Genomic DNA, 20,053 nt, shown 5'->3' on the forward strand with positions numbered 1-20,053 from the left:
CTACCGAAGGGCCCGGACGTGCGACACGGATGCCGCGGGCCCGCCCTCAGCGCGCCCGCGCCACGCGCGCCTCGTCCCAGACGGGCTCGTCCGCCTCGACGACCTCGCCGTCGGAACGGAACACGACGAACCGGTCGAACGACCTGGTGAACCAGCGATCGTGCGTGACCGCCAGCACCGTGCCGTCGAACCGCGAGAGCGCGTCCTCGAGCGCCTCGGCCGACACGAGGTCGAGGTTGTCGGTCGGCTCGTCGAGGAGCAGCAGCGTCGCGCCCGACAGTTCGAGCAGCAGGATCTGCAGGCGCGCCTGCTGGCCGCCCGAGAGCGCGTCGAACTCCTGCTGCGCCGCGGCGGCGAGGCCGTAGCGGTCGAGCGCGGAGCTCGCCGCCTCGCGCGCCATGCCCTCGCGGTTCGCGTCGCCGCGATGCAGGATGTCGAGGAGCGTCCGGCCCCGGAGCCCCGGCAGCTCGTGTCCCTGCGCGAACCACCCCGGCACGATCCGCGCGCCGAGCGTCGCGGTGCCGGCGTGCGGGACGGCGGCCAGGGTCGCACCGACATCCGTCACGTGGCCCTTCGTCCGGTCGGGGTCGCTGCCGCCTGCGGCGAGCAGCCGGAGGAAGTGCGACTTGCCCGAGCCGTTCGAGCCGAGCACCGCGACACGGTCCCCGTACCAGACCTCGAGGTCGAACGGCCGCATGAGCCCCGCCAGCTCGAGCCGCTCGCACACCACGGCGCGCTTGCCGGTGCGCGAGCCCCGCAGGCGCATCGACACGGCCTGGGCCGGGGGACGTTCCTCGGGCGGGCCGGCCTCCTCGAACTTCCGAAGCCGCGTGACCGCGGCCTGGTAGCGGGAGGCCATGCCGTCGTTGTAGGTCGCCTTGACCTTGAGGGACTGCACGAGCTGCTTCAGCTGCGCGTGCTGTTCGTCCCAGCGCCGCCGCAACTCGTCGAGCCGGGCGAAACGCTCCTCGCGCGCCGCGTGGTAGCCGCCGAAGCCGCCGCCGTGCACCCAGGCCGTGCTGCCCGCGGCGCCCGCCTCGAGCGTCACGACCCGGTCGGCGGCGCGCGCGAGCAGCTCCCGGTCGTGCGAGACGAGCAGGACGGTCTTGGCGGTCGCACGCAACTGGTGCTCGAGCCATCGCTTGCCCGGCACGTCGAGCGAGTTGTCGGGCTCGTCGAGCAGCAGCACCTCCTCGGGCCCGCGGAGCAGCGCCTCGAGGGCGAGCCGCTTCTGCTCACCGCCCGAGAGGGACGAGAGCTCGCGCCACTTCGCGCGCTCGAACGGGATGCCGAGCGCGGCCGTCGTGCAGTGGTCCCACACGACCTCCTGGTCGTAGCCGCCGGCCTCCGCGTACTCGGCGAGCGCCGACGCGTACCGCATCTGGGCGGCAGTGTCGTCCGCCTCGATCAGGGCGTTCTCGGCGCGCTCCAGTTCGATCGCCGCGGCGCGCACGCGCGCCGGCGCGACCGTCACGAGCAGGCCGTGTACCGTCCGGTCGACGCCGTCGGCGACCTCGCCGCGCCCCACGAACTGGTCCATCACGCCGAGGCCGCCGACGACCTGCACGCTGCCCTCATCGGGGCGGAGTTCCCCACGGATGATGCGCAGCAGGGTCGTCTTCCCCGCACCGTTCTGCCCGACGAGCGCGGTCGTGCGGCCCTCGGCCACCCGGAACGCGAGGTCGGCCAGGAGCGGCCGGCCGTCCGGCAGCGAGAGGGAGACGCCGTTGACGTCGATGAAGCCCATGGGCCCGAATCCGATCCGTGTCCGCGGCATCCGCCGCACCGCCCGGCGGGCAGCCGACCAGACTAGCCGATGACGGATGCCCCGGCACGATCCTCCCCGCACTGCCGCGGCAGGCTTCCGTGGGGCAGTCTGGATCCATGCACCGCATCGCCGCAGACCCGCTCGACGTCCTCCGCACCAGGACCAGCGCCAAGTGGCGCATGTACGACGCGGACGTCCTTCCGCTCCCCGTCGCCGAGATGGACTACCCGCTCGCCGAGCCGATCGCGGAGGCGCTCCACGCGGCGATCCGCCGCTCCGACACCGGCTACAGCTCGGGGAGCCTGCCCGTCGCGGAGGCGTTCTCCGCCTTCGCCGCAGCGCGTCTGGGCTGGGAGCCCGACCCCGCGCGGGTGACCTGCACCGCCGACGTCTCGATGGGCATCGTCGAGGTGCTCCGCCGCGTCACCGCACCCCATGACGGCGTCGTGATCTGCCCGCCGATCTATCCCCCGTTCTTCGACCTCGTGACGGAGGCCGGCGGCCGCGTCGTCGCCGTGCCGCTGGCGGGCGGCATCGACGAGGGCTGGTCGCTCGACCTCCCCGGCATCGAGGCCGCGTTCGCGGGCGGTGCCCGGGCGATGGTGCTCTGCAACCCGCACAACCCGGTCGGACTCGTTCCGGCGCGGGAGCAGCTCCAGGCGCTCGCCGAGGTCGCCGCGCGCTTCGGCGCGACGATCGTCTCCGACGAGGTGCACGGGCCGCTCTCGCAGCCCGAGTCGCCGTACGTCCCGTTCCTCACCGTGTCGGATGCCGCGCGGGAGCACGGCGTCGCCGTGACCGCCGCGAGCAAGGCGTTCAACCTCGCCGGGCTGAAGGCCGCGATGATGATCACCGCGAGCGCGCGCGGCGACGCCGTCCGCGACGGCATGCCGTACGAGGTCGGCTGGCGCATGAGCCAGCTCGGCTCGATCGCGTCGGTCGCGGCGTTCCGGCACGGCGCGTACTGGCTCGACGGCGTCCTCGGGTCGATCGATGACAACCGCCGACTCCTCGCGGACCTCCTCGAGGACGAGCTGCCCGGCGTGCGCTACCGGATGCCGCAGGCGACCTACCTCGCCTGGCTCGACCTGTCGGTGCTCGGCTGGGGCGACGATCCCGCGGCGACGGCGCTCGAGCGCGCCCGGGTCGCGCTCGCCGGCGGTCCCGCGTTCGGGGCGGATGTCGGCCGCGGGCACGCACGCCTGAACCTCGCGTGCTCACCCGAGGTGCTGTCCGAGGCGATCAGTCGCATCGCGGACGCGCGCGACGCGGGCTGAGACGCGCGAGGCGGGCTCGGCGATCAGCCGGACCCGCCTCACGGGCGCGTCGCGACGCCGTCGCGCCGCGCTGGGCCTCAGCGCGTGTAGTTCGGTGCCTCGACGACGAACTGCACGTCGTGCGGGTGCGACTCCTTCAGGCCCGCGGGCGTGATCCGGACGAAGCGGCCCTTCGACTTGAGTTCGGCGACGGTGCGCGCGCCGACGTAGAACATCGACTGCCGCAGGCCGCCGACGAGCTGGTACGCGACGGCCGACACGGGGCCGCGGTACGCGACCTGGCCCTCGATGCCCTCGGGGATCAGCTTCTCGTCGCTCGGCACGTCCGCCTGGAAGTAGCGGTCCTTCGAGTACGAGGTCTTCTTGCCTCGGGTCTGCAGCGCGCCGAGGGAGCCCATGCCGCGGTAGGTCTTGTACTGCTTGCCGTTCTGGAAGACGAGGTCGCCGGGGCTCTCGGCGGTGCCGGCGAGGAGCGACCCGAGCATGACGGTGTCGGCGCCGGCGACCAGCGCCTTCGCGATGTCGCCCGAGTACTGCAGTCCGCCGTCGGCGATGAGCGGCACCCCGGCCGGCTTCGTGGCCTTCGAGGCCTCGTACACGGCCGTGATCTGGGGCACGCCGACGCCTGCGACGACGCGGGTCGTGCAGATCGAGCCCGGCCCGACGCCGACCTTGACCGCGTCGGCACCCGCCTCGACGAGGGCCTTCGCGCCTTCGTAGGTGGCGACGTTCCCGCCGATCACGTCGACGTGCGCGAACGTGGGGTCGGCCTTGAGTCGACGGATGATGTCGAGCACCCCCGCGGACTCGCCGTTCGCGGTGTCGACCACGAGCACGTCCACGCCCGCGTCGCGCAGGGCCTCGGCGCGCTCCCAGGCATCGCCGAAGAAGCCCATCGCGGCACCGACCCGCAGGCGCCCCTCGGCGTCCTTCGTGGCATTGGGATACTGCTCGGACTTGTCGAAGTCCTTCACGGTGATGAGTCCGGTGAGGCGACCGTCGTCGTCGACGAGGGGCAGCTTCTCGACCTTGTGCTGCGCGAAGATCGCGACGGCCTCGTCGGGGTCCATCCCCACGTGGCCGGTGATCAGCGGCGTCGTCGTCATCACGTCCGAGACCTTGGTCGTGGACTTCTCGAAGTCCGAGACGAAGCGCATGTCGCGGTTCGTGATGATGCCGACGAGCACGCCGTCGCCGTCGATCACGGGGAGGCCGCTGACACGGTACGTGGCGCACAGCTGGTCGACCTCGGCGACCGTGGCATCCGGGGTGGTGGTCACGGGGTTGGAGACCATGCCCGACTCGCTCCGCTTCACGCGGTCGACCATCTCGGCCTGCTCGGCGATCGAGAGGTTGCGGTGCAGGATGCCGATCCCGCCCTGGCGGGCCATGGCGATCGCCATCCTCGCCTCGGTGACGGTGTCCATCGCCGCCGACAGCAGCGGCGTCGCGACCGTGATGCGCCGCGTCAGGCGCGAACTCGTGTCGGCCTCGCTCGGGATCACGTCGGTGTGCCCCGGCAGCAGCAGGACGTCGTCGTACGTCAATCCAGTGAATCCGAACGGATCGGCCTGATCCATGTCGCCCCTTCGTCTCGAGTCGTGCTCGACCGCCCGCGCACCGCGGGTCGCGGGCACGGGCGCATCGTCGCGGTACAGAAGAGTTTAAGCGAGTTTGCGCCGCCGCCATTCCCCGGATAACAATCGAGGGCCGTTTGTGCCCGGCTGCGAAACACCTGGGACATAATCGGCACGTACTGTGACGACGTCGTCGCAGGAAAGGCGTACCCGGTCGACCCCCATACCGGGACCTTTGGAGGTGCAGTGGAATCCACGCAATCAGTCCGCCCGCATTCCCGCGGGAGGTGGCTCATCCTCCTCGGACTCCTGGTGTCCGCACTCACTCTGTCCGGCATCGCAGCGTCCCCTGCGATGGCGGACGAAGGGGGTACGGACAGCCAGGCCGAGGAGTTCGAGTACTTCTTCAGCGGGAACGTGAAGTACAACGACGAGCCGCTCGAGGGGGTGTCCATCTCCGTCTCGGGCAACGGCTACGAAGCGGAGACCGAGACCGATGAGAACGGCCAATGGACGATCGGCGTCCCCGAGAAGGACGCCTACGAGGTGACGCTCGACGAGGACACCCTCCCGGAGGGCGTGATCGTCGAGGACGGCCAGTCGACCGTCGATGCCGAGTTCGGACTCACGAGCCGGAAGGCCGTGAACTTCTTCCTCGGCGAGGGCCAGCGCGTCACGACCGACTACGGCGCCCAGGTGCTGATCCGCGTCGTGAACGGCCTGAACTTCGGCCTGCTGCTCGCGCTCGCCGCGATCGGCCTGTCGCTGATCTTCGGCACGACCGGGCTCTCCAACTTCGCGCACGCCGAGATGATCACCTTCGGCGCGTTGATGATGCTGACGTTCAGCACCACCCTCGCGTTCCCCGTGTGGCTCGCGATCCTGATCGCGGTCGTACTCGCCGCCGGGCTCGGCTGGACGCTCGACGCGGGCCTCTGGAAGCCCCTGCGCAAGCGAGGGGTGGGGTTGATCCCGCTGATGATCGTCAGCATCGGCCTCTCGCTGGCGCTGCGCTACACCTTCCAGTTCTTCTACGGCGGATCGACGAGGCAGCTGCCGGGGGCGACCCTCCCGCGCGAGATCAGCCTCGGACCGATCCTGCTCTCGTGGATCGACGTGGCCAGCATGGCGACCTCCGTCGTCGTGCTGCTCGCGGTGGCCTACTTCCTCCTCCGGACCCGCATCGGCAAGGCGACCCGCGCGGTCTCCGACAACGCGCCGCTCGCAGCAGCCAGCGGCATCGACGTCGACCGGGTCATCCGCATCGTCTGGGTGCTCGGCGGCGGCCTCGCCGGCCTCGCCGGCATCCTGTGGGCGTACTTCCGCCCCGGCGTGAGCTGGGACATGGGCTTCCAGATCCTGCTGCTCGTCTTCGCCGCGGTCACCCTCGGCGGTCTCGGCACGGCCTTCGGCGCACTCGTCGGCTCCCTCATCGTGGGTCTCTTCATCGAGGTCTCCACGCTGTGGCTTCCGAGTGACATGAAGTACGTCGGCGCGCTGCTCGTGCTGATCCTCGTGCTGCTGTTCCGACCGCAGGGAATCCTGGGTCGCCGAGAGAGAATCGGATAAGGGGCCGACAATGATCGACTGGATTCAGATCTTCTCGAACGCGGCGCAGGAGCTCATCAGCCCGACGACCGCCGCGTACGCCCTGGCCGCGCTCGGCCTGGCGATCCACTTCGGGTACACCGGCCTGCTGAACTTCGGCCAGGCGGGCTTCATGGCCCTCGGTGCGTACGGATTCGCCATCTCCACGCTGACGTTCGGGTTCCCCGTGTGGGCCTCGGTGCTCGTCGGCATCGGCGCGTCCATCGTGTTCGCCCTCATCCTGGGCATCCCGACCCTCCGGCTGCGAGCCGACTACCTCGCCATCGTGACGATCGCGGCCGCGGAGATCCTGCGGCTCATCTTCACGACGAACACGTTCGACGACGTGACCGGCTCGGCGAGCGGCCTCCAGGGGTACAAGGGCGGCCTGGCCGCGCTGAACCCGATCCCCCCGGGCACGTACGGCTTCGGCCCGTTCACCTACAACGCATACGACTGGTGGATCCGGATCCTCGGATGGACCGTCGTCATCCTCGCCGCGCTGTTCACGTGGTCGATCATGCGAAGCCCGTGGGGCCGCGTGATCAAGGGCATCCGCGAGGACGAGGACGCCGTGCGCGCCCTCGGCAAGAACGTCTACTCGTACAAGATGCAGAGCCTGATCCTGGGTGGTGCCTTCGGCACCCTCGGCGGAATGATCTTCATCATGCCGCGCGCGGTCGTGCCGGCGAACTACCAGACGTCGCTCACCTTCTTCATCTACGCGATCCTGCTGCTCGGCGGCGCCGCGACGATCCTCGGGCCGATCGTGGGCTCGATGATCTTCTGGGTGCTGCTCTCGTTCTTCTCGGGCTTCATGGCCCGGGCGGTCGAGGCGGGCTGGTTCCCGTTCATGACGCAGGTCCAGGCCGGCCAGCTCCGATTCATCCTGGTCGGCATCGCGATCATGCTCCTCGTGGTATTCAGGCCACAGGGCATCTTCGGCAACAAGAAGGAGCTGTCCTTTGTCCGATAACGCCACTCCCACGACGCCGGTCAAGACGACCGGCCTCCACGTCGGCGACGCGGGTCCGGGCTGCAAGAAGGTCGACCCGATCATCATCGCCGACGGCGTCAAGCGCACGTTCGGCGGCCTGACGGCCGTCGACGTCGCTCACGTCGAGATCCCGCGCGGCGCGATCACGGCGCTCATCGGGCCGAACGGTGCCGGCAAGACCACGTTCTTCAACCTGCTCACCGGCTTCGACAAGCCGGACGAGGGCAAGTGGGAGTTCGACGGCCGCTCGCTGGCGCACGTCCCGGCGTACCGGGTCGCCCGCATGGGGCTCATCCGGACCTTCCAGTTGACCAAGGCGCTGGGCCTGCTCACCGTGCTCGACAACATGAAGCTCGGGGCGAAGGGCCAGAGCGGGGAGAACCTGTTCCGCTCCGTGTTCCCGTTCTTCTGGCGCAAGCAGGAGGACGACATCGAGGCGAAGGCCAAGGAGATCCTCTCCCGCTTCAAGCTCGACGCGAAGCAGGAGGACTACGCCGCCAGCCTCTCGGGCGGGCAGCGCAAGCTGCTGGAGATGGCCCGGGCGCTCATGAGCGACCCGACGCTGGTGATGCTCGACGAGCCGATGGCGGGTGTGAACCCCGCGCTCACGCAGTCGCTGCTCGACCACATCCTCGACCTCAAGTCGCAGGGCATGACGGTCCTGTTCGTCGAGCACGACATGCACATGGTCCGTCACATCGCCGACTGGGTGATCGTGATGGCCGAGGGCAAGATCGTCGCCGAGGGCGACCCGCACGAGGTCATGCGGGACCCCGCCGTGATCGACGCCTACCTCGGCGCGCATCACGACACGGATCTCGGCGACGACGACGATCCGGAGACCGCCGAGCACATCCACGCCTTGAAGGAGCTCATCGATGACGAACAGTGAATCAGCGGCGAGCGCCGAGGCGACCGGCGGCACTGCCACGGTCGACACGCGCGATCTCGTCGTCGAGGTCCGAGACGTCACGGCGGGGTACCTTCCCGGCGTGAACATCCTGAACGGTTGCTCGCTCACGGCGCGCGACGGCGAGCTGATCGGCATCATCGGGCCGAACGGCGCCGGCAAGTCGACGCTGCTGAAGGCGATCTTCGGGCTCGTGAAGGTCCGCGAGGGCGGCATCTACCTCCAGGGCGACGAGATCACCAACCAGAAGGCGAACAAGCTGGTCTCGAAGGGCGTCGGGTTCGTCCCGCAGACGAACAACGTCTTCCCGTCGCTGACCATCCAGGAGAACCTCGAGATGGGCATCTTCCAGAAGCCCAAGGATCTCAAGCATCGCCTCGAGTTCGTGGTCGACATCTTCCCCGAGCTCGGCAAGCGCCTCACGCAGCGAGCGGGATCGCTCTCCGGCGGCGAGCGCCAGATGGTGGCGATGTCGCGCGCGCTCATGATGGGTCCGCACGTCCTGCTCCTCGATGAGCCCAGCGCCGGCCTGTCCCCCGTCCGGCAGGACGAGGCGTTCCTGCGGGTGAAGGAGATCAACCGTGCGGGCGTGACGACCATCATGGTCGAGCAGAACGCCCGCCGCTGCCTCCAGATCTGCGACCGCGGATACGTCCTCGACCAGGGCCGTGACGCCTACGAGGGTCCCGGCCGCGAGTTGCTGAACGACCCGAAGGTCATCGGCCTCTACCTGGGTACGCTCGGACAGGACTGAGTTCCCGCTCGACCCCGAAGGGGGCGGATGCCACGGCATCCGCCCCCTTCGTCGTGCCCACGACCGATGTCCGCCATTCGCGGCGTCGTGGGGTGCTCGTGCGGCGCTCGGATGCGACGGAAGCGCCGCGTGGCCGTACGACCGCCCGACCCGAGTGAACGTTGCCGACCACGCGAACGAAGGCCTGTCGGGCCGACGGAGCTCGATCCGACGACTCCATCGGGGCTCCCCGAAGGTTCCGGCCGGGGCCGACCCGCCTCGTGCCCGACTTCGGGCGGCGACGCCTGCACGGACGCCGCGACCGGCCTCCGCCCCAGGTCCCTGCGGGTACCCACCCTGCGGCCCGCAAGCCCGCCTGCGACCCACGAGGCGCTTGCGGGGGCCCCTGCGGCCGCGCAGCGGGCCCGTCGGGCGCGCAGCGTGCCGTTCGGCATCCACCCTCTCACTCGGCAGCCGACGCGGCTCACGGCACCGGCCTGTCCGGCAATCCCCCGCGATGAGCGCGACGACGACCCTCGAGCCTCCGCTCGGTCGCGCCGGACCGTGCCGATGAAGCGCCCGACCGGATACGCCTCGGGCGCACGCGAAAGGGCCCCGGCCGAAGCCGGGGCCCTTCGCTGCGTGTCGGCAGATCAGCCGATGCGCGTGATGGTGTTGTCGTCCTCGTACTCGTAGATGCCGATGGTGGCCTCGGTCGGGTCACCGTTCTCGTCGAGGGTGATCGGACCCGACGCGCCGTCGAAGTCGATCTGCGAACCCTCGGCGAGCAGCGCTGCGGCATCGGCGAACGTGGTCACGACCTCGCCGTCACCCGAACCGCCGGACACCTGCTGGAGGTAGGCGCCGATGTCCTCGCCGGCCGTGCTGTTCGCGGCGTAGGCCGCGAGCGCGATCAGCATGAGCGAGTCGTACGACTCCGGGCCGTAGCTGAAGCTGTCGAGGTTCGGGTCGATCCCGAGCAGCCGCTCCTCGAAGTCGGCCTCGAGCATGGGGCCGGGGAGCGTGCCCTTCGCACCGGCGACGAGGCCGGGCGCGAAGTCCGCGCTGTAGTCGGCCAGGTTGCCGTCGACGAAGTACAGCTGGTTGCCCGGGTAGCCCGCGCCGACGAGCGCCGGCACGACGACCTTGGCCTCGTCGAACGTGATGACCGCGACGGCGTCGGGGTTCGCGGCGTTGATCGCCGAGAGCTGCGCGTCGAAGTTGGAGTCACCCGTGTTGAAGAGCTCCTCGGCGACGACCTCGCCGCCGGCGGCCTCGAAGGCCTCCGTCGTCGCTGCCGCGAGACCCGTGCCGTACGGGTCGTTGAGGACCAGGAGGCCGAGCGTCGAGGCGCCGTCCTCCGCGATCAGGTTGCCGAGGACCTCGCCCTGGAGCAGGTCGGACGGCGCGGTGCGGAAGTAGAGGCCGTTGTCGTCGTAGTCCGTGAAGTCGGGCGACGTGTTGGCCGGCGAGAAGTGCACGACACCGGCCGAGGTGATCTGGTCGATGACCGTGAACGACACGCCCGACGAGGCGGCACCGATGATCGCCGAGACGTCCTGCGAGAGGAGGTCGGTGACCGAGACGGTGGCGATGTCGGTGGTGGTGTCGCCGGAGTCGCGGTAGACGACCTCGACCTGGATTCCGGCGTCGGCCTCGTTGATCTCCTCGGCGGCGAGTGCGACACCGGCTTCCTCGGGCGGGCCGAGGAAGGCGAGGGTGCCGGACTGCGGCAGGATGGTGCCGACCTTCAGGGTGAGGTCGCGCTCACCAGCCTCGATGGGCAGGGCGTCGCCGGTGTCGGCCGGCTCCTCGGACTCTTCCGGGGTGGTGCCGCCCGTGCTGCACGCGGTGAGGAGGAGGGCGGAAACGCCAGCAATGGCGATGCCCGTCCAAGCCGCGCGAGCCGAGCGCGAGCCGGTGGCCCTCGCGAATACGCTCATGATGCTCCTTGGGACTGAAGGATCGGTACAGAAACAGCGTCTGGCGACGCCGATGTATCGACCGTATTGCCCGCCCACAGTGGAAACAAGATTGCCTCGATCACAACCCGGTAACGCACACGGAATCGTTACCTGAGCGACACTGACGCGCGATTCTCCGCACGATTCCGGCGATTCCGCCACGAAATCCGCCATCGGGCCGGGGTTCGGACTCCCGGCATCCAGCCCCAGTACGGGGGCCCCGGCGGCGGTCAGACGGGCTCGAGGTTCGCGGCCCGCCGAGCGGCCCGCGCCCCGCGCACGAGGTCGAAGGTGAGCACGACGAGCGCCAGCCAGACGAGGCCGAACCCGGCCCAGCGTTCCGGCGGCATCGGCTCGCCGAGGACCACGACGCCGACGACGAACTGGATGAACGGGGCGAAGTACTGGATGAACCCCATGTAGATCAGCGGGAGGCGTCGCGATGCTGCGGCGAACAGCAGGAGCGGGATCGCGGTCACGGCGCCGGCCGAGAGCAGCAGCACGGTGTGCCATCCGCTCACGGAGCCGATCGTGAGCCCGGTCGTCGACGCGACGACCACGAGGAGGATCGCGGCGAGCGGTGCGAGCCAGGCGGTCTCGAGGGTGAGGCCGGAGACCGCGTCGACGCGGTGGCCGACCCGCTTCTTGATGAGACCGTAGAAGCCGAAGCTGAAGGCCAGGATGAGCGCGATCCACGGCATCTGCCCGTACCCGAGGGTGAGCACGACCACGGCGACGATGGAGATCCCGACGGCCGTCCACTGCACGGCGTTCAGCCGTTCGCGGAGCACGATGACGCCGAGGAACACGGTCACGATCGGGTTGATGAAGTAGCCCAGCGCGGCCTCGACGACCTGCCCGGTGAGCGCGGCGAAGACGTACGTGAGCCAGTTCACGAAGATGAGCACGCCGGCCAGGCCCATGATGAGCACGACGCGGCGATCCCGTACGAGTGCGCGGAACGCGCGCCAGGTTCGCGTGACCGCGATCAGGACGGCGCAGAAGACGAGCGAGAGCAGGATGCGCATCGCGACGATCTCGACCGGCCCGCTCGGCGCGAGGGCGATGAAGTAGACGGGGAGGAATCCCCAGAGCGCGTAGGCGGAGACGGCGTAGGCGATGCCGGCGCGACTCACGCCGTCTGGCCCGACGCGGGCCGGTGCGTCGGTGGATGGAGCGGATGACACCGTGTCAGCCTACGCGCGACCCCCGATGCACCGGCGCGCGCCGACTGCCGACCTCCGTCGAGATCCCGCCCCGACGACGCGGCCCCTCAGGTGAGGCACCGAGGCGGACGAGGCCGAACGACGACGCGGCCCGGATGCCAGAGGCATCCGGGCCGCGAGGATGTCGGCGTCGACTAGCGGACGACGACCGCGAGGACGTCGCGCGCCGACAGCACGAGGAAGTCCTCGCCGCCGAACTTCACCTCGGTGCCGCCGTACTTGGAGTAGATCACCTTGTCGCCGACGGCCACGTCGAGCGGGACACGGTTGCCGTTGTCGTCGATCCGACCCGGGCCGACCGCCACGACCTCGCCCTCCTGGGGCTTCTCCTTGGCGGTGTCGGGGATGACCAGGCCGGAGGCGGTGGTCTGCTCGGCCTCGACCTGCTTGATGACGATTCGATCCTCGAGCGGCTTGATGGAAACCGACACGGTTGACCTCTTTCTTGACGAAGACTGGGGTTAGCAGCCTCTGAGTGAGAGTGCTAAAGGGAGTCTATGGCGGTTCTGGCACTCGTGCAACGTGAGTGCCAGCGGATGCCGCGGTGCTAGCGTGTCGGCGTGGAACGCGACGAGCTGGTGAGGCTGCTCTCTACCGAGGGGCTCGCGCTGCTCGACTCGCTGCCGCCCTACTCCTCCAAGGCCGACGTCGTGAAGACCGTCGCCGACCTGCGCAAGCAGGGCCACGATCCCGGCCTCGTCGCGGCCGTGCTCAGCCAGTCCCGGCTGCGCTCGAAGGCGCGCGCGAAGTTCGGCGAGTTCGCGGACCGGATGCTCTTCACCGAGCCCGGGCTCGAGCAGGCCACCCGGCTGCGGGTCGCCGCGCTGCACGCCGGGCGGTTCGCACGTGCCGGGCTCCGGCACGTGGCCGACCTCGGGTGCGGCATCGGCGGCGACGCGCTCGCCATGGCCGCGGTCGACCTGGAGGTGACCGCGGCCGAGGCCGATGAGGTGACCGCTGCCGTCGCCGCGTTCAACCTCACTCCGTTCCCGAGGGTGCACGTCCTCCACGCCCTGGCCGAGGACGTCTCCCTCGGCGGCATCGACGCCGCGTGGCTCGATCCCGCACGGCGCACCACCTCGGGCGGCACGACGACCAGGCTCGCGGATGCCGGGGACTACTCCCCCGCGCTCGACTTCGCGTTCGGCCTCGCCGAGCGGATGCCGGTCGGCGTGAAGCTCGGACCCGGCACCGATCGCGACGTCGTCCCCGACGGCGCCGAGGCGCAGTGGGTGTCGGTCGACGGCGACGTCGTCGAACTCGTCGTCTGGACGGGTGCGCTCGCACGGGCGGGCATCGGCCGGGCGGCGCTCGTGATCCGGGGCGACGCCGCGCATGAGCTCGTCGCGCCGTCGGACGCCGAGGACGCCCCCGCGGGCCCGCTCGGCGACTTCCTCTACGAGCCCGACGGGGCCGTCATCCGCGCGCGCCTCATCGGCGATCTCGCCCGATCGATGGGCGCATGGATGCTGAGCGAGGGCATCGCCTACCTGACCGGGGACCGCGAGGTCGACACCCCGTTCGCGAGGGGATTCCGCGTGATCGAGCGCCTCCCCGCGGACGAACGCAGTCTCCGGCGGGCGCTGCAGGAGCGCGGCGTCGGCACGCTCGAGATCAAGAAGCGCGGGGTGGACGTCGATCCGGCCGAGCTGCGGACCCGCCTGAAGCTCAAGGGCGACGGCTCGGCGACCATCGTGCTCACGCGCGAGGAAGGCCGCCACGTCGCGATCCTCGTCGAGCGGCTCTGAGCGGCGCAGGCGACCTCAGCCGGTCGAGAGCGCGCCGAAGACGATCGCGTAGTACCCGAGCCACACGCCGGAGAAGACGAGACCGGTGACGCCGGTCCCGATGCCGACGAAGGCGAGGATCCGGCCGTGTTCCTCGCGTCGCAGCCCGAGCACGCCGAAGACGATCGCCGCGAGCGACAGGGGGAACATCCAGCCGACGAAGAGCGACGCGACGGCGCCGATCGTTCCGATGACCGCGCCGACCTGGCTGTAGACCCGACGCTGCTCCTCCTCGTCCTCGTACTCCGTCTCGAGCGGTTCCGGAAGGGGCCGTCCGACGGCGAGGAGTTGGCCGGTCGGGAGGCCGTGCAGCGCCCCGGTGTCGTAGGGGACGTCGAACTCACGAGCCGAAGAAGCCGACTGGGCGTCCGCTGCGGGCGGGCGCTCGGGATCCGTCGGCGGCGGACGCTCCGCCGGACCGTACGCCGGCAGCGCCGCACCCGGCGCACCGTCGGTTCCCGGATCGCGTGGTCGCGAAGGACGCTCGTCGGTCACGTGGTCGCCTCAGTAGCCGTAGCCGTAGCCGCTGCCGATCGAGAACAGCATCCCCCACAGGAGGAACGAGAGGAGTGCGATGCCGACCCCGACGAAGCCCAGGATGAGCCCCGTCAGCCACATCCCCTTCGCGGCGGGCTCCTTGCTGCGCCCGAGGAAGCCGAGGACGATCGCCGCGGCCGGGACGAAGAGCTGCAGCACGCCGCCGACGAGTGGGATGAACACGACCGGTGAGCCGATGACCCCGATGATGCCGGCGATGAGCGAGATGAGGCTGAGCACGGGCGTCGGCCTGGCGGGCGCCGGCGTCGGGGCCGAGGCGCCGTACCCGCCGTACGGAGGTACCGGAGCGCCGGCGCCCGGAGGCGCGGCGTCGAACGGCCCCCCGACGGTCGGCGCGGCCGCCGACGGCGCGCCGTACGGCGTCGCCGGGGAGCCGGGGGCCGAGGGCGGCGCGGGAGGAGCGGGCGGAGCCGGCGGCGGAACGGGCGCACCGGGAACCTCCGGCGGACTCGCCGGCTCCGGTGCGACGGGAGGTTCAGGGCTGACGGGAGGCTCGGGCGCCGCCGGCGGCTCGGGCTGCGGTTCCGCGGGAACGGCCGGCACGGTCGGTTCCGCCGGCACGGCGGGCTCGGCAGGCTCCACCGGGACCGTCGGTTCCGACGGGTTCGGCGGTGCCGGCTCCGTCGGCTGGTCCGGGTTGGTCGGATCGCTCATGCCGAGCCCCTTCCGTGCTGCGGATGGATCAGTTCGTGTACGTGTACGAGCCGCTGCTGATCGCGGCGCCGATGATCGCGAACCACACGATCGCGATGATGAGGCCGACGACCAGTCCGACGTACCCGATGATGAGGCCTGCGATCGCGAGACCGCGACCCTGCTCACCGGTCTTCTTGATCTGGCTCAGGGCGATGTGACCGGTGATGATGGCGACGAGCGAGATGAAGAACGCCGAGACCAGCGAGACGATGGCGAGGACGTTGGTCTTCTGCGGCGCCGGCGCGCCGTACGACGGCGACGCACCGTACGACGGCGCCGGCTGGGCCGGCGGCGCGGGCGGAGGCGGCGGGACGTTCGACGCGTTCGGATCGGGCGTGTTGGGGTCGGTCATGGTGCGGTTTCCTCTCGTGCAAGCGCGGACCCGGCCATGCTGGCAGCGCCGCGGGGTGCTGTCAACGCTCGCGGCGCGGGTCGTCTTCCCCCGCGATCGCGGGATTCTTCGCTCACCCTAGCGCGCAGCGCAGACGCCGCGCGCGGGCCCAAGTGCCCATGGCGAAGTCGGCCGGGATCAGCTCTGGATGTCCGTCACCGGGAGCGTCGAGTCGGCGCCGAACTCCAGCGACGACGGCTCGTGTCCGGCCATGATGAGTCGCGCGCCGAGCGCGGCGATCATCGCGCCGTTGTCGGTGCAGAGGGACAGCGGCGGGATGCGCAGGGCGATGCCCGCGGCATCCGCCCTCGCCTCGGCGACCTCGCGGAGCCGCCGGTTCGCCACGACGCCGCCGCCCAGCAGCAGGCGGGGCACGCCGAGGTCGGTGCACGCGGCGATCGCCTTCGACACGAGCACGTCGACGACCGCCTCGCGGAAGCTCGCGGCGACGTCGGCGAGCGGCACGGGCTCGCCCGCGGCCTCGCGCTGCTCGACCCAGCGGGCGACCGCGGTCTTGAGCCCGGAGAACGAGAAGTCGTAGCGATGGCGCTCGAGGTCCTTCGGCCGGGTGAGCCCGCGCGGGAACCGGATCGCGTCGGGGTCGCCGCCGACGGCGGCGCGATCGATCTCGGGACCACCGGGGTAGGGCAGCCCGAGGAGCCGTGCCACCTTGTCGAAGGCCTCGCCGGCCGCGTCGTCGATGGTCTCGCCGAGCAGCTCGACGTCGGAGTCCAGGTCGCGGACGAGCAGGAGCGAGGTGTGCCCGCCGGAGACGAGCAGGGCGACGCTCGGCGTCTCGAGCGGGCGGTCGCCGATGAGGTCGGCGCCGACGTGCCCGACGAGGTGGTTCACCGCGTACACGGGCGTCTCGAGCGAGAGCGCGAGCGCCTTCGCGGCGCCGACGCCGACCATGAGCGCGCCCGCGAGGCCGGGGCCGTTCGTCACGGCGACCGCGTCGAGGTCGGCGAGGTCGACGGATGCCTCGTCGAGCGCAGCGCGGATGGTGGGACCGAGCGCTTCAAGGTGCGCCCGCGCGGCGACCTCGGGCACGACCCCGCCGTAGCGGGCGTGCTCGTCCATCGACGAGGCGATGGCGTTGGCGAGGAGCTCGGTGCCGCGGACGATGCCGATGCCGGTCTCGTCGCACGAGGTCTCGATGCCGAGCACGAGGGGCGCGTCGCGGTTCACTGGATTCCTCCTGCGGGGGCATCGCCCGGGCCGCCCGAACCCGGTTCCGTCGGCCCGGCCGCCTCGGACGCCGGGCGCGTCACCGCCGGCGGAACGTCGAGCCTCATGGTGATGGCGTCGACGTCGTCCGGCCGGTAGTAGCCGCGTCGCACGCCGATCTCGATGAACCCGAGCGAGGCGTAGAGCTGGCGCGCGGTCGTGTTGTCGGCGCGGACCTCGAGGAACACCTCGGCCACGGCGCGTCGGCGGGCCTCGCCGATCAGCGCCTGCATGAGCGCGCGGCCGAGGCCGGCTCCGCGATGGGATGCGTCGACCGCGATGGTCTGGATGTCGCCCTGCCCGGAACCGCGGGGCGCGAGCAGCCCGGCGTACGCGACGGGGTCGTCGGGCCGCGAGTCGTCGACGGCGACGAGGTAGTAGCCGTGCGGCGACTCCAGCTCGCTCCGCATGGCGGACTCGGGCCAGGCGTCGGTGACGAACGTGGCGCGCTCCAGCCGCATGATCGCGTCGAGGTCGCCGAGACCGGCTCGGCGCAGCATGAGGCTCATCGGAGTACCCGCTTGCCGGCCGACGGCGTCACGTCGGGGGCTCGGAGGTAGAGCGCCTCGTCGTCGGCGACGGGGAGACGCCCGCTCGCGTGGGCGAGCTCGGCGACGAGGCCGAGGGAACCGGCCGAGACGGTGTCGGCGTCGAGGCGGATGCCGCGGGACTCGGGCACCGCGTCGCGCGGCTCGAGTCGCGGGGCGGCGAGCCGCACGGGCAGCCCGTCCGCGTCGAGGCCGTCGTAGTCGCTGACCGCGGACTCGCGCCTCCGGGCGTCCGTGACGACCTGGAGCGGACCGGCGCCGCCGGACGCGTACCAGGCGTGCGCGATCGCGTCGTGGCTCACGACGGGCACGACGGGGCGGCCGATGCCGAGGGCGAAGGCGCGCGCGGCGGCGATGCCCACCCGGAGGCCCGTGAACGGACCTGGACCCATCCCCGCCGCGACACCCGAGAGGTCGGACGGTCGTACGCCGGCGCGGGCCATGGCGTCGCGGATGCGGTCGCCGATGAGCTCGGCATGGCGCATGGTGTCGTTCGTGCCGGTCTCGGCGAGGATCCCGCCGTCGAGGTCGACCACGGCGACGCTCGTCCCGGTGGACGTGTCGATCGCGAGGAGCATGGCATCAAGCCTAGAGGCGCGTCGCCGAGCGCCGGCCGGGAACGGGTCGGCGCCGTCGGGTCAGTCGTCGAGCTGCGGCTGCACGGCGAACGGCGTGCCGGCCCATCGCGGGCCGTGGCCGAGGAGCTCGACGGTCCTGGGCTCGTCTGCATCGAGCTCCGCGTCCCGCTCGGGACCGGTCTCCGACCCCGGCCCGCCGACGTGGTCGCCGGCACCGTCGTGACCGCGACGCCGGGCGATGACCACCTCGAGCCAGGACTCGCTGACGTCGTCGAGCAGGCCGGCGCCCCACTCCACCACGACCACGGAGTTCGCGAAGTCGAGGTCGAGGTCCTCGAGCTCCGCCGCTCCGCCGAGGCGGTAGGCGTCGACGTGCACGAGGGGCGCGCCGCCCACGAGGCTGGGATGGGTCCGCGCGAGCACGAAGGTCGGACTCTGCACCGGGCCGCGGACGCCGAGTCCTGCGCCGATGCCGCGGGCGAGCGTCGTCTTCCCGGCGCCGAGCGGGCCGGTGAGCACGACGAGGTCGCCCGCCCGGAACGTGCGACCGAGCTCGCGGCCGAGCGACTCCATCGCCTCCGCATCGGCGACCGACCTGCGCATCATGCCCCTCCGACGTGGGTGCGCGGGACCCGCGGCCCGATGCGCGTGACGATCTCGTAGCCGATCGTGTCGGCGGCGTCCCCCCACTCGTCGGCCGACGGGGCCCCGGTGACGGGGTCGCCGAAGAGCACGACCTCGTCGCCGACGGCGACCTCGGCCTCTCCCACGTCGACGAGGAACTGGTCCATCGCGATGCGCCCGGCGATCCGATGGCGGGCCCCGTGGATCACGACCTCGGCACGCCCGGATGCCTGCCGCGGCACGCCGTCGGCGTAGCCGAGCGGGACGAGCGCGAGCGTCGTCGGGTGCGGGGCGCGCCACGTGTAGCCGTACGAGGCGCCCGTGCCGGGCTCGACGCGCCGCACGGCGGCGACGCGCCCGCGGAGGGTCATCACGGGCGTCAGGCCGAGCTCCGCGGCGGTCGTGCCGTCGCCGAAGGGCGGCACGCCGTAGATCCCGATGCCGATCCGCACCATGTCCAGGCGCGCCTCGGGCAGGCGCAGCGCCGCGGCGGTGGACGCGAGGTGGCGGAGCTCCGGCGAGAGCCCTGCATTCTCGGCGGCGGCGGCGCCGTCGAGGAACGCGGCGAGCTGCGCGGCGTCGTCGTCGGGCGACGTGTTCGCGAGGTGGCTGAAGAGGCCGCGAACCCGCACGCGACCCTCCGACTCGAGCGCGGCCGCGCGCGCGACGACGTCGTCCCAATCGGCGCGGAGGATGCCGTTCCGGCTGAGGCCCGTGTCGAGCTTGAGGTGCACGTTCGCGATGCGACCGGCGGATGCCGCGGCATCCGCCATCGCCTCGAGCTGGGCCGCCGATGAGGCGCCCAGGTCGATGTCGTGGGCGATCGCGGCGTCGAAGCGCGCGGCGGGATCGTGCAGCCAGGCGAGCACCGGGGCCTCGATCCCGGCGTCGCGCAGCGCGAGCGCCTCGTCGAGGTCGGCGACGCCGAGGTGATCCGCGCCCCCATCGAGCGCGGCGCGGGCGACGTGCACCGCGCCGTGGCCGTACGCGTCGGCCTTGACCACGGCCATGACGCGGGCCGGGGCGACCGTCGCGGCGAGCGCGGCGACGTTCGCGCGGAGGGCGTCGAGGTCGATGACGGCCTCACGGAACGGCGAGCGGACGTGACGGGGGTTCACTCGAGCTCCTGGTCGGGATTCGGGGCGAGGGCTTCGCGGGAGGTGGCGGCGCGCCCGACGCCGCGCTCGAGCACGACGAACGCGCTCGCGATGCCCGCGTCGTGGCTCATCGACAGGTGGACCCGGTCGATCCCGAGCGCCTCGACGTGCGCGGAGAGCGCACCTGAGAGGGCGAAGTCGGGATTGCCGTCGGCGTCCTGCACGATGCGCATGTCGTGCCAGCGGATCACGGCGTGGCCGCCGAGTGCCTTGATCAGTGCCTCCTTGGCGGCGAACCTGGCGGCCAGCGACCTGGCCGGACGCTCGCGTTCGCTCTCGGCGAACAGGCGCTCGCGCAGCGCCGGTGTGCGCTCGAGCGATCGCGCGAAGCGCGCGATGTCGACCACGTCGATCCCGATGCCCGCGATCACCCGTCCCTCTCCGTCCTCACGGTTCGAGTCTGCCGCACCGATGGAGCGGGCGGGCGCCGGAACGTGCCGGCGCCCGC

General features: G+C 71.4%; 20 protein-coding genes. 6 read left to right on the top strand and 14 right to left on the bottom strand.

Annotated features, from left to right (window positions below):
* Window positions 1-46 precede the first annotated feature (46 nt).
* Window positions 47-1,747 (bottom strand): ABC-F family ATP-binding cassette domain-containing protein, encoded by a 1,701-nt coding sequence (locus GJR97_RS11005; protein ID WP_154346514.1) that lies wholly within the window; start codon window positions 1,745-1,747, stop codon window positions 47-49.
* A 137-nt stretch (window positions 1,748-1,884) separates the two neighbouring features.
* Here GJR97_RS11005 and GJR97_RS11010 point away from each other — a divergent pair, with 137 nt between their 5' ends.
* Window positions 1,885-3,045: a MalY/PatB family protein gene (locus GJR97_RS11010; protein WP_154346515.1), complete on the top strand. Its 1,161-nt coding sequence runs from the start codon at window positions 1,885-1,887 to the stop codon at window positions 3,043-3,045.
* Between the two features lie 77 nt (window positions 3,046-3,122).
* Here GJR97_RS11010 and guaB read toward each other — a convergent pair whose 3' ends face one another.
* Window positions 3,123-4,625, bottom strand: a complete 1,503-nt coding sequence (guaB, locus tag GJR97_RS11015) for an IMP dehydrogenase (protein WP_154346516.1) — start codon at window positions 4,623-4,625, stop codon at window positions 3,123-3,125.
* A gap of 351 nt (window positions 4,626-4,976) precedes the next feature.
* On the opposite strand from guaB, the gene GJR97_RS11020 reads away from it, so the two are divergent.
* The 4 genes from GJR97_RS11020 to GJR97_RS11035 are packed head-to-tail and all read left to right on the top strand — an operon-like array spanning window position 4,977 to window position 8,870.
* Window positions 4,977-6,191, top strand: coding sequence for a branched-chain amino acid ABC transporter permease (locus GJR97_RS11020; RefSeq protein ID WP_154346517.1), 1,215 nt, complete (start codon window positions 4,977-4,979; stop codon window positions 6,189-6,191).
* A 13-nt stretch (window positions 6,192-6,204) separates the two neighbouring features.
* Window positions 6,205-7,185 carry a branched-chain amino acid ABC transporter permease gene (locus GJR97_RS11025; RefSeq protein ID WP_324613459.1) on the top strand — a complete coding sequence of 327 codons (981 nt, stop codon included), beginning with the start codon at window positions 6,205-6,207 and terminating at the stop codon, window positions 7,183-7,185.
* Entirely contained in the window at window positions 7,175-8,098 is a 924-nt protein-coding gene (locus tag GJR97_RS11030) for an ABC transporter ATP-binding protein (RefSeq protein WP_154346519.1), read from the top strand. The genes GJR97_RS11025 and GJR97_RS11030 overlap by 11 nt, the downstream gene beginning before the upstream one ends.
* Window positions 8,085-8,870 carry an ABC transporter ATP-binding protein gene (locus GJR97_RS11035; RefSeq protein ID WP_154346520.1) on the top strand — a complete coding sequence of 262 codons (786 nt, stop codon included), beginning with the start codon at window positions 8,085-8,087 and terminating at the stop codon, window positions 8,868-8,870. The genes GJR97_RS11030 and GJR97_RS11035 overlap by 14 nt, the downstream gene beginning before the upstream one ends.
* Before the next feature lie 632 nt (window positions 8,871-9,502).
* Here the strand turns inward: GJR97_RS11035 and GJR97_RS11040 are convergent.
* From GJR97_RS11040 to groES, 3 genes are all read right to left on the bottom strand, one after another.
* Entirely contained in the window at window positions 9,503-10,792 is a 1,290-nt protein-coding gene (locus tag GJR97_RS11040; protein WP_154346521.1) for an ABC transporter substrate-binding protein, read from the bottom strand.
* A 251-nt stretch (window positions 10,793-11,043) separates the two neighbouring features.
* Window positions 11,044-12,000: an EamA family transporter RarD gene (gene rarD, locus GJR97_RS11045; protein WP_324613413.1), complete on the bottom strand. Its 957-nt coding sequence runs from the start codon at window positions 11,998-12,000 to the stop codon at window positions 11,044-11,046.
* A gap of 173 nt (window positions 12,001-12,173) precedes the next feature.
* Window positions 12,174-12,470, bottom strand: coding sequence for a co-chaperone GroES (gene groES / locus GJR97_RS11050; protein ID WP_022889766.1), 297 nt, complete (start codon window positions 12,468-12,470; stop codon window positions 12,174-12,176).
* Between the two features lie 129 nt (window positions 12,471-12,599).
* On the opposite strand from groES, the gene GJR97_RS11055 reads away from it, so the two are divergent.
* Complete coding sequence (locus GJR97_RS11055) at window positions 12,600-13,787, top strand: class I SAM-dependent methyltransferase (RefSeq protein ID WP_324613414.1); 1,188 nt, start codon at window positions 12,600-12,602, stop codon at window positions 13,785-13,787.
* Between the two features lie 15 nt (window positions 13,788-13,802).
* Here GJR97_RS11055 and GJR97_RS11060 read toward each other — a convergent pair whose 3' ends face one another.
* The 9 genes from GJR97_RS11060 to GJR97_RS11095 all read right to left on the bottom strand — a co-directional run bounded on the left by GJR97_RS11060 (window position 13,803) and on the right by GJR97_RS11095 (window position 19,976).
* A complete protein-coding gene (locus GJR97_RS11060; RefSeq protein WP_154346522.1) occupies window positions 13,803-14,321 on the bottom strand; it encodes a hypothetical protein in 519 nt (172 codons plus the stop codon).
* Window positions 14,322-14,330: 9 nt separating this feature from the next.
* A complete protein-coding gene (locus GJR97_RS11065) occupies window positions 14,331-14,603 on the bottom strand; it encodes a hypothetical protein (RefSeq protein ID WP_154346523.1) in 273 nt (90 codons plus the stop codon).
* 463 nt (window positions 14,604-15,066) lie between these two features.
* A complete protein-coding gene (locus GJR97_RS11070) occupies window positions 15,067-15,432 on the bottom strand; it encodes a DUF4190 domain-containing protein (protein WP_154346524.1) in 366 nt (121 codons plus the stop codon).
* Between the two features lie 177 nt (window positions 15,433-15,609).
* Window positions 15,610-16,659 carry a tRNA (adenosine(37)-N6)-threonylcarbamoyltransferase complex transferase subunit TsaD gene (tsaD, locus tag GJR97_RS18270; RefSeq protein ID WP_129235760.1) on the bottom strand — a complete coding sequence of 350 codons (1,050 nt, stop codon included), beginning with the start codon at window positions 16,657-16,659 and terminating at the stop codon, window positions 15,610-15,612.
* Window positions 16,656-17,207: a ribosomal protein S18-alanine N-acetyltransferase gene (gene rimI / locus GJR97_RS18275; RefSeq protein ID WP_229276222.1), complete on the bottom strand. Its 552-nt coding sequence runs from the start codon at window positions 17,205-17,207 to the stop codon at window positions 16,656-16,658. The genes tsaD and rimI overlap by 4 nt, the downstream gene beginning before the upstream one ends.
* Window positions 17,204-17,824: a tRNA (adenosine(37)-N6)-threonylcarbamoyltransferase complex dimerization subunit type 1 TsaB gene (gene tsaB / locus GJR97_RS11080; RefSeq protein WP_154346525.1), complete on the bottom strand. Its 621-nt coding sequence runs from the start codon at window positions 17,822-17,824 to the stop codon at window positions 17,204-17,206. Before tsaB ends, rimI begins: the two co-directional genes overlap by 4 nt.
* A gap of 60 nt (window positions 17,825-17,884) precedes the next feature.
* Entirely contained in the window at window positions 17,885-18,430 is a 546-nt protein-coding gene (gene tsaE / locus GJR97_RS11085) for a tRNA (adenosine(37)-N6)-threonylcarbamoyltransferase complex ATPase subunit type 1 TsaE (RefSeq protein ID WP_407643593.1), read from the bottom strand.
* Window positions 18,427-19,566: an alanine racemase gene (alr, locus tag GJR97_RS11090; protein ID WP_324613415.1), complete on the bottom strand. Its 1,140-nt coding sequence runs from the start codon at window positions 19,564-19,566 to the stop codon at window positions 18,427-18,429. Before alr ends, tsaE begins: the two co-directional genes overlap by 4 nt.
* Window positions 19,563-19,976 (bottom strand): holo-ACP synthase, encoded by a 414-nt coding sequence (locus GJR97_RS11095; protein WP_324613416.1) that lies wholly within the window; start codon window positions 19,974-19,976, stop codon window positions 19,563-19,565. Before GJR97_RS11095 ends, alr begins: the two co-directional genes overlap by 4 nt.
* Between the last annotated feature and the right edge of the window lie 77 nt (window positions 19,977-20,053).

The sequence above is a fragment of the Agromyces kandeliae genome (assembly GCF_009674665.1).
In the GTDB taxonomy this organism is placed as follows: Bacteria; Actinomycetota; Actinomycetes; order Actinomycetales; family Microbacteriaceae; genus Agromyces; species Agromyces kandeliae.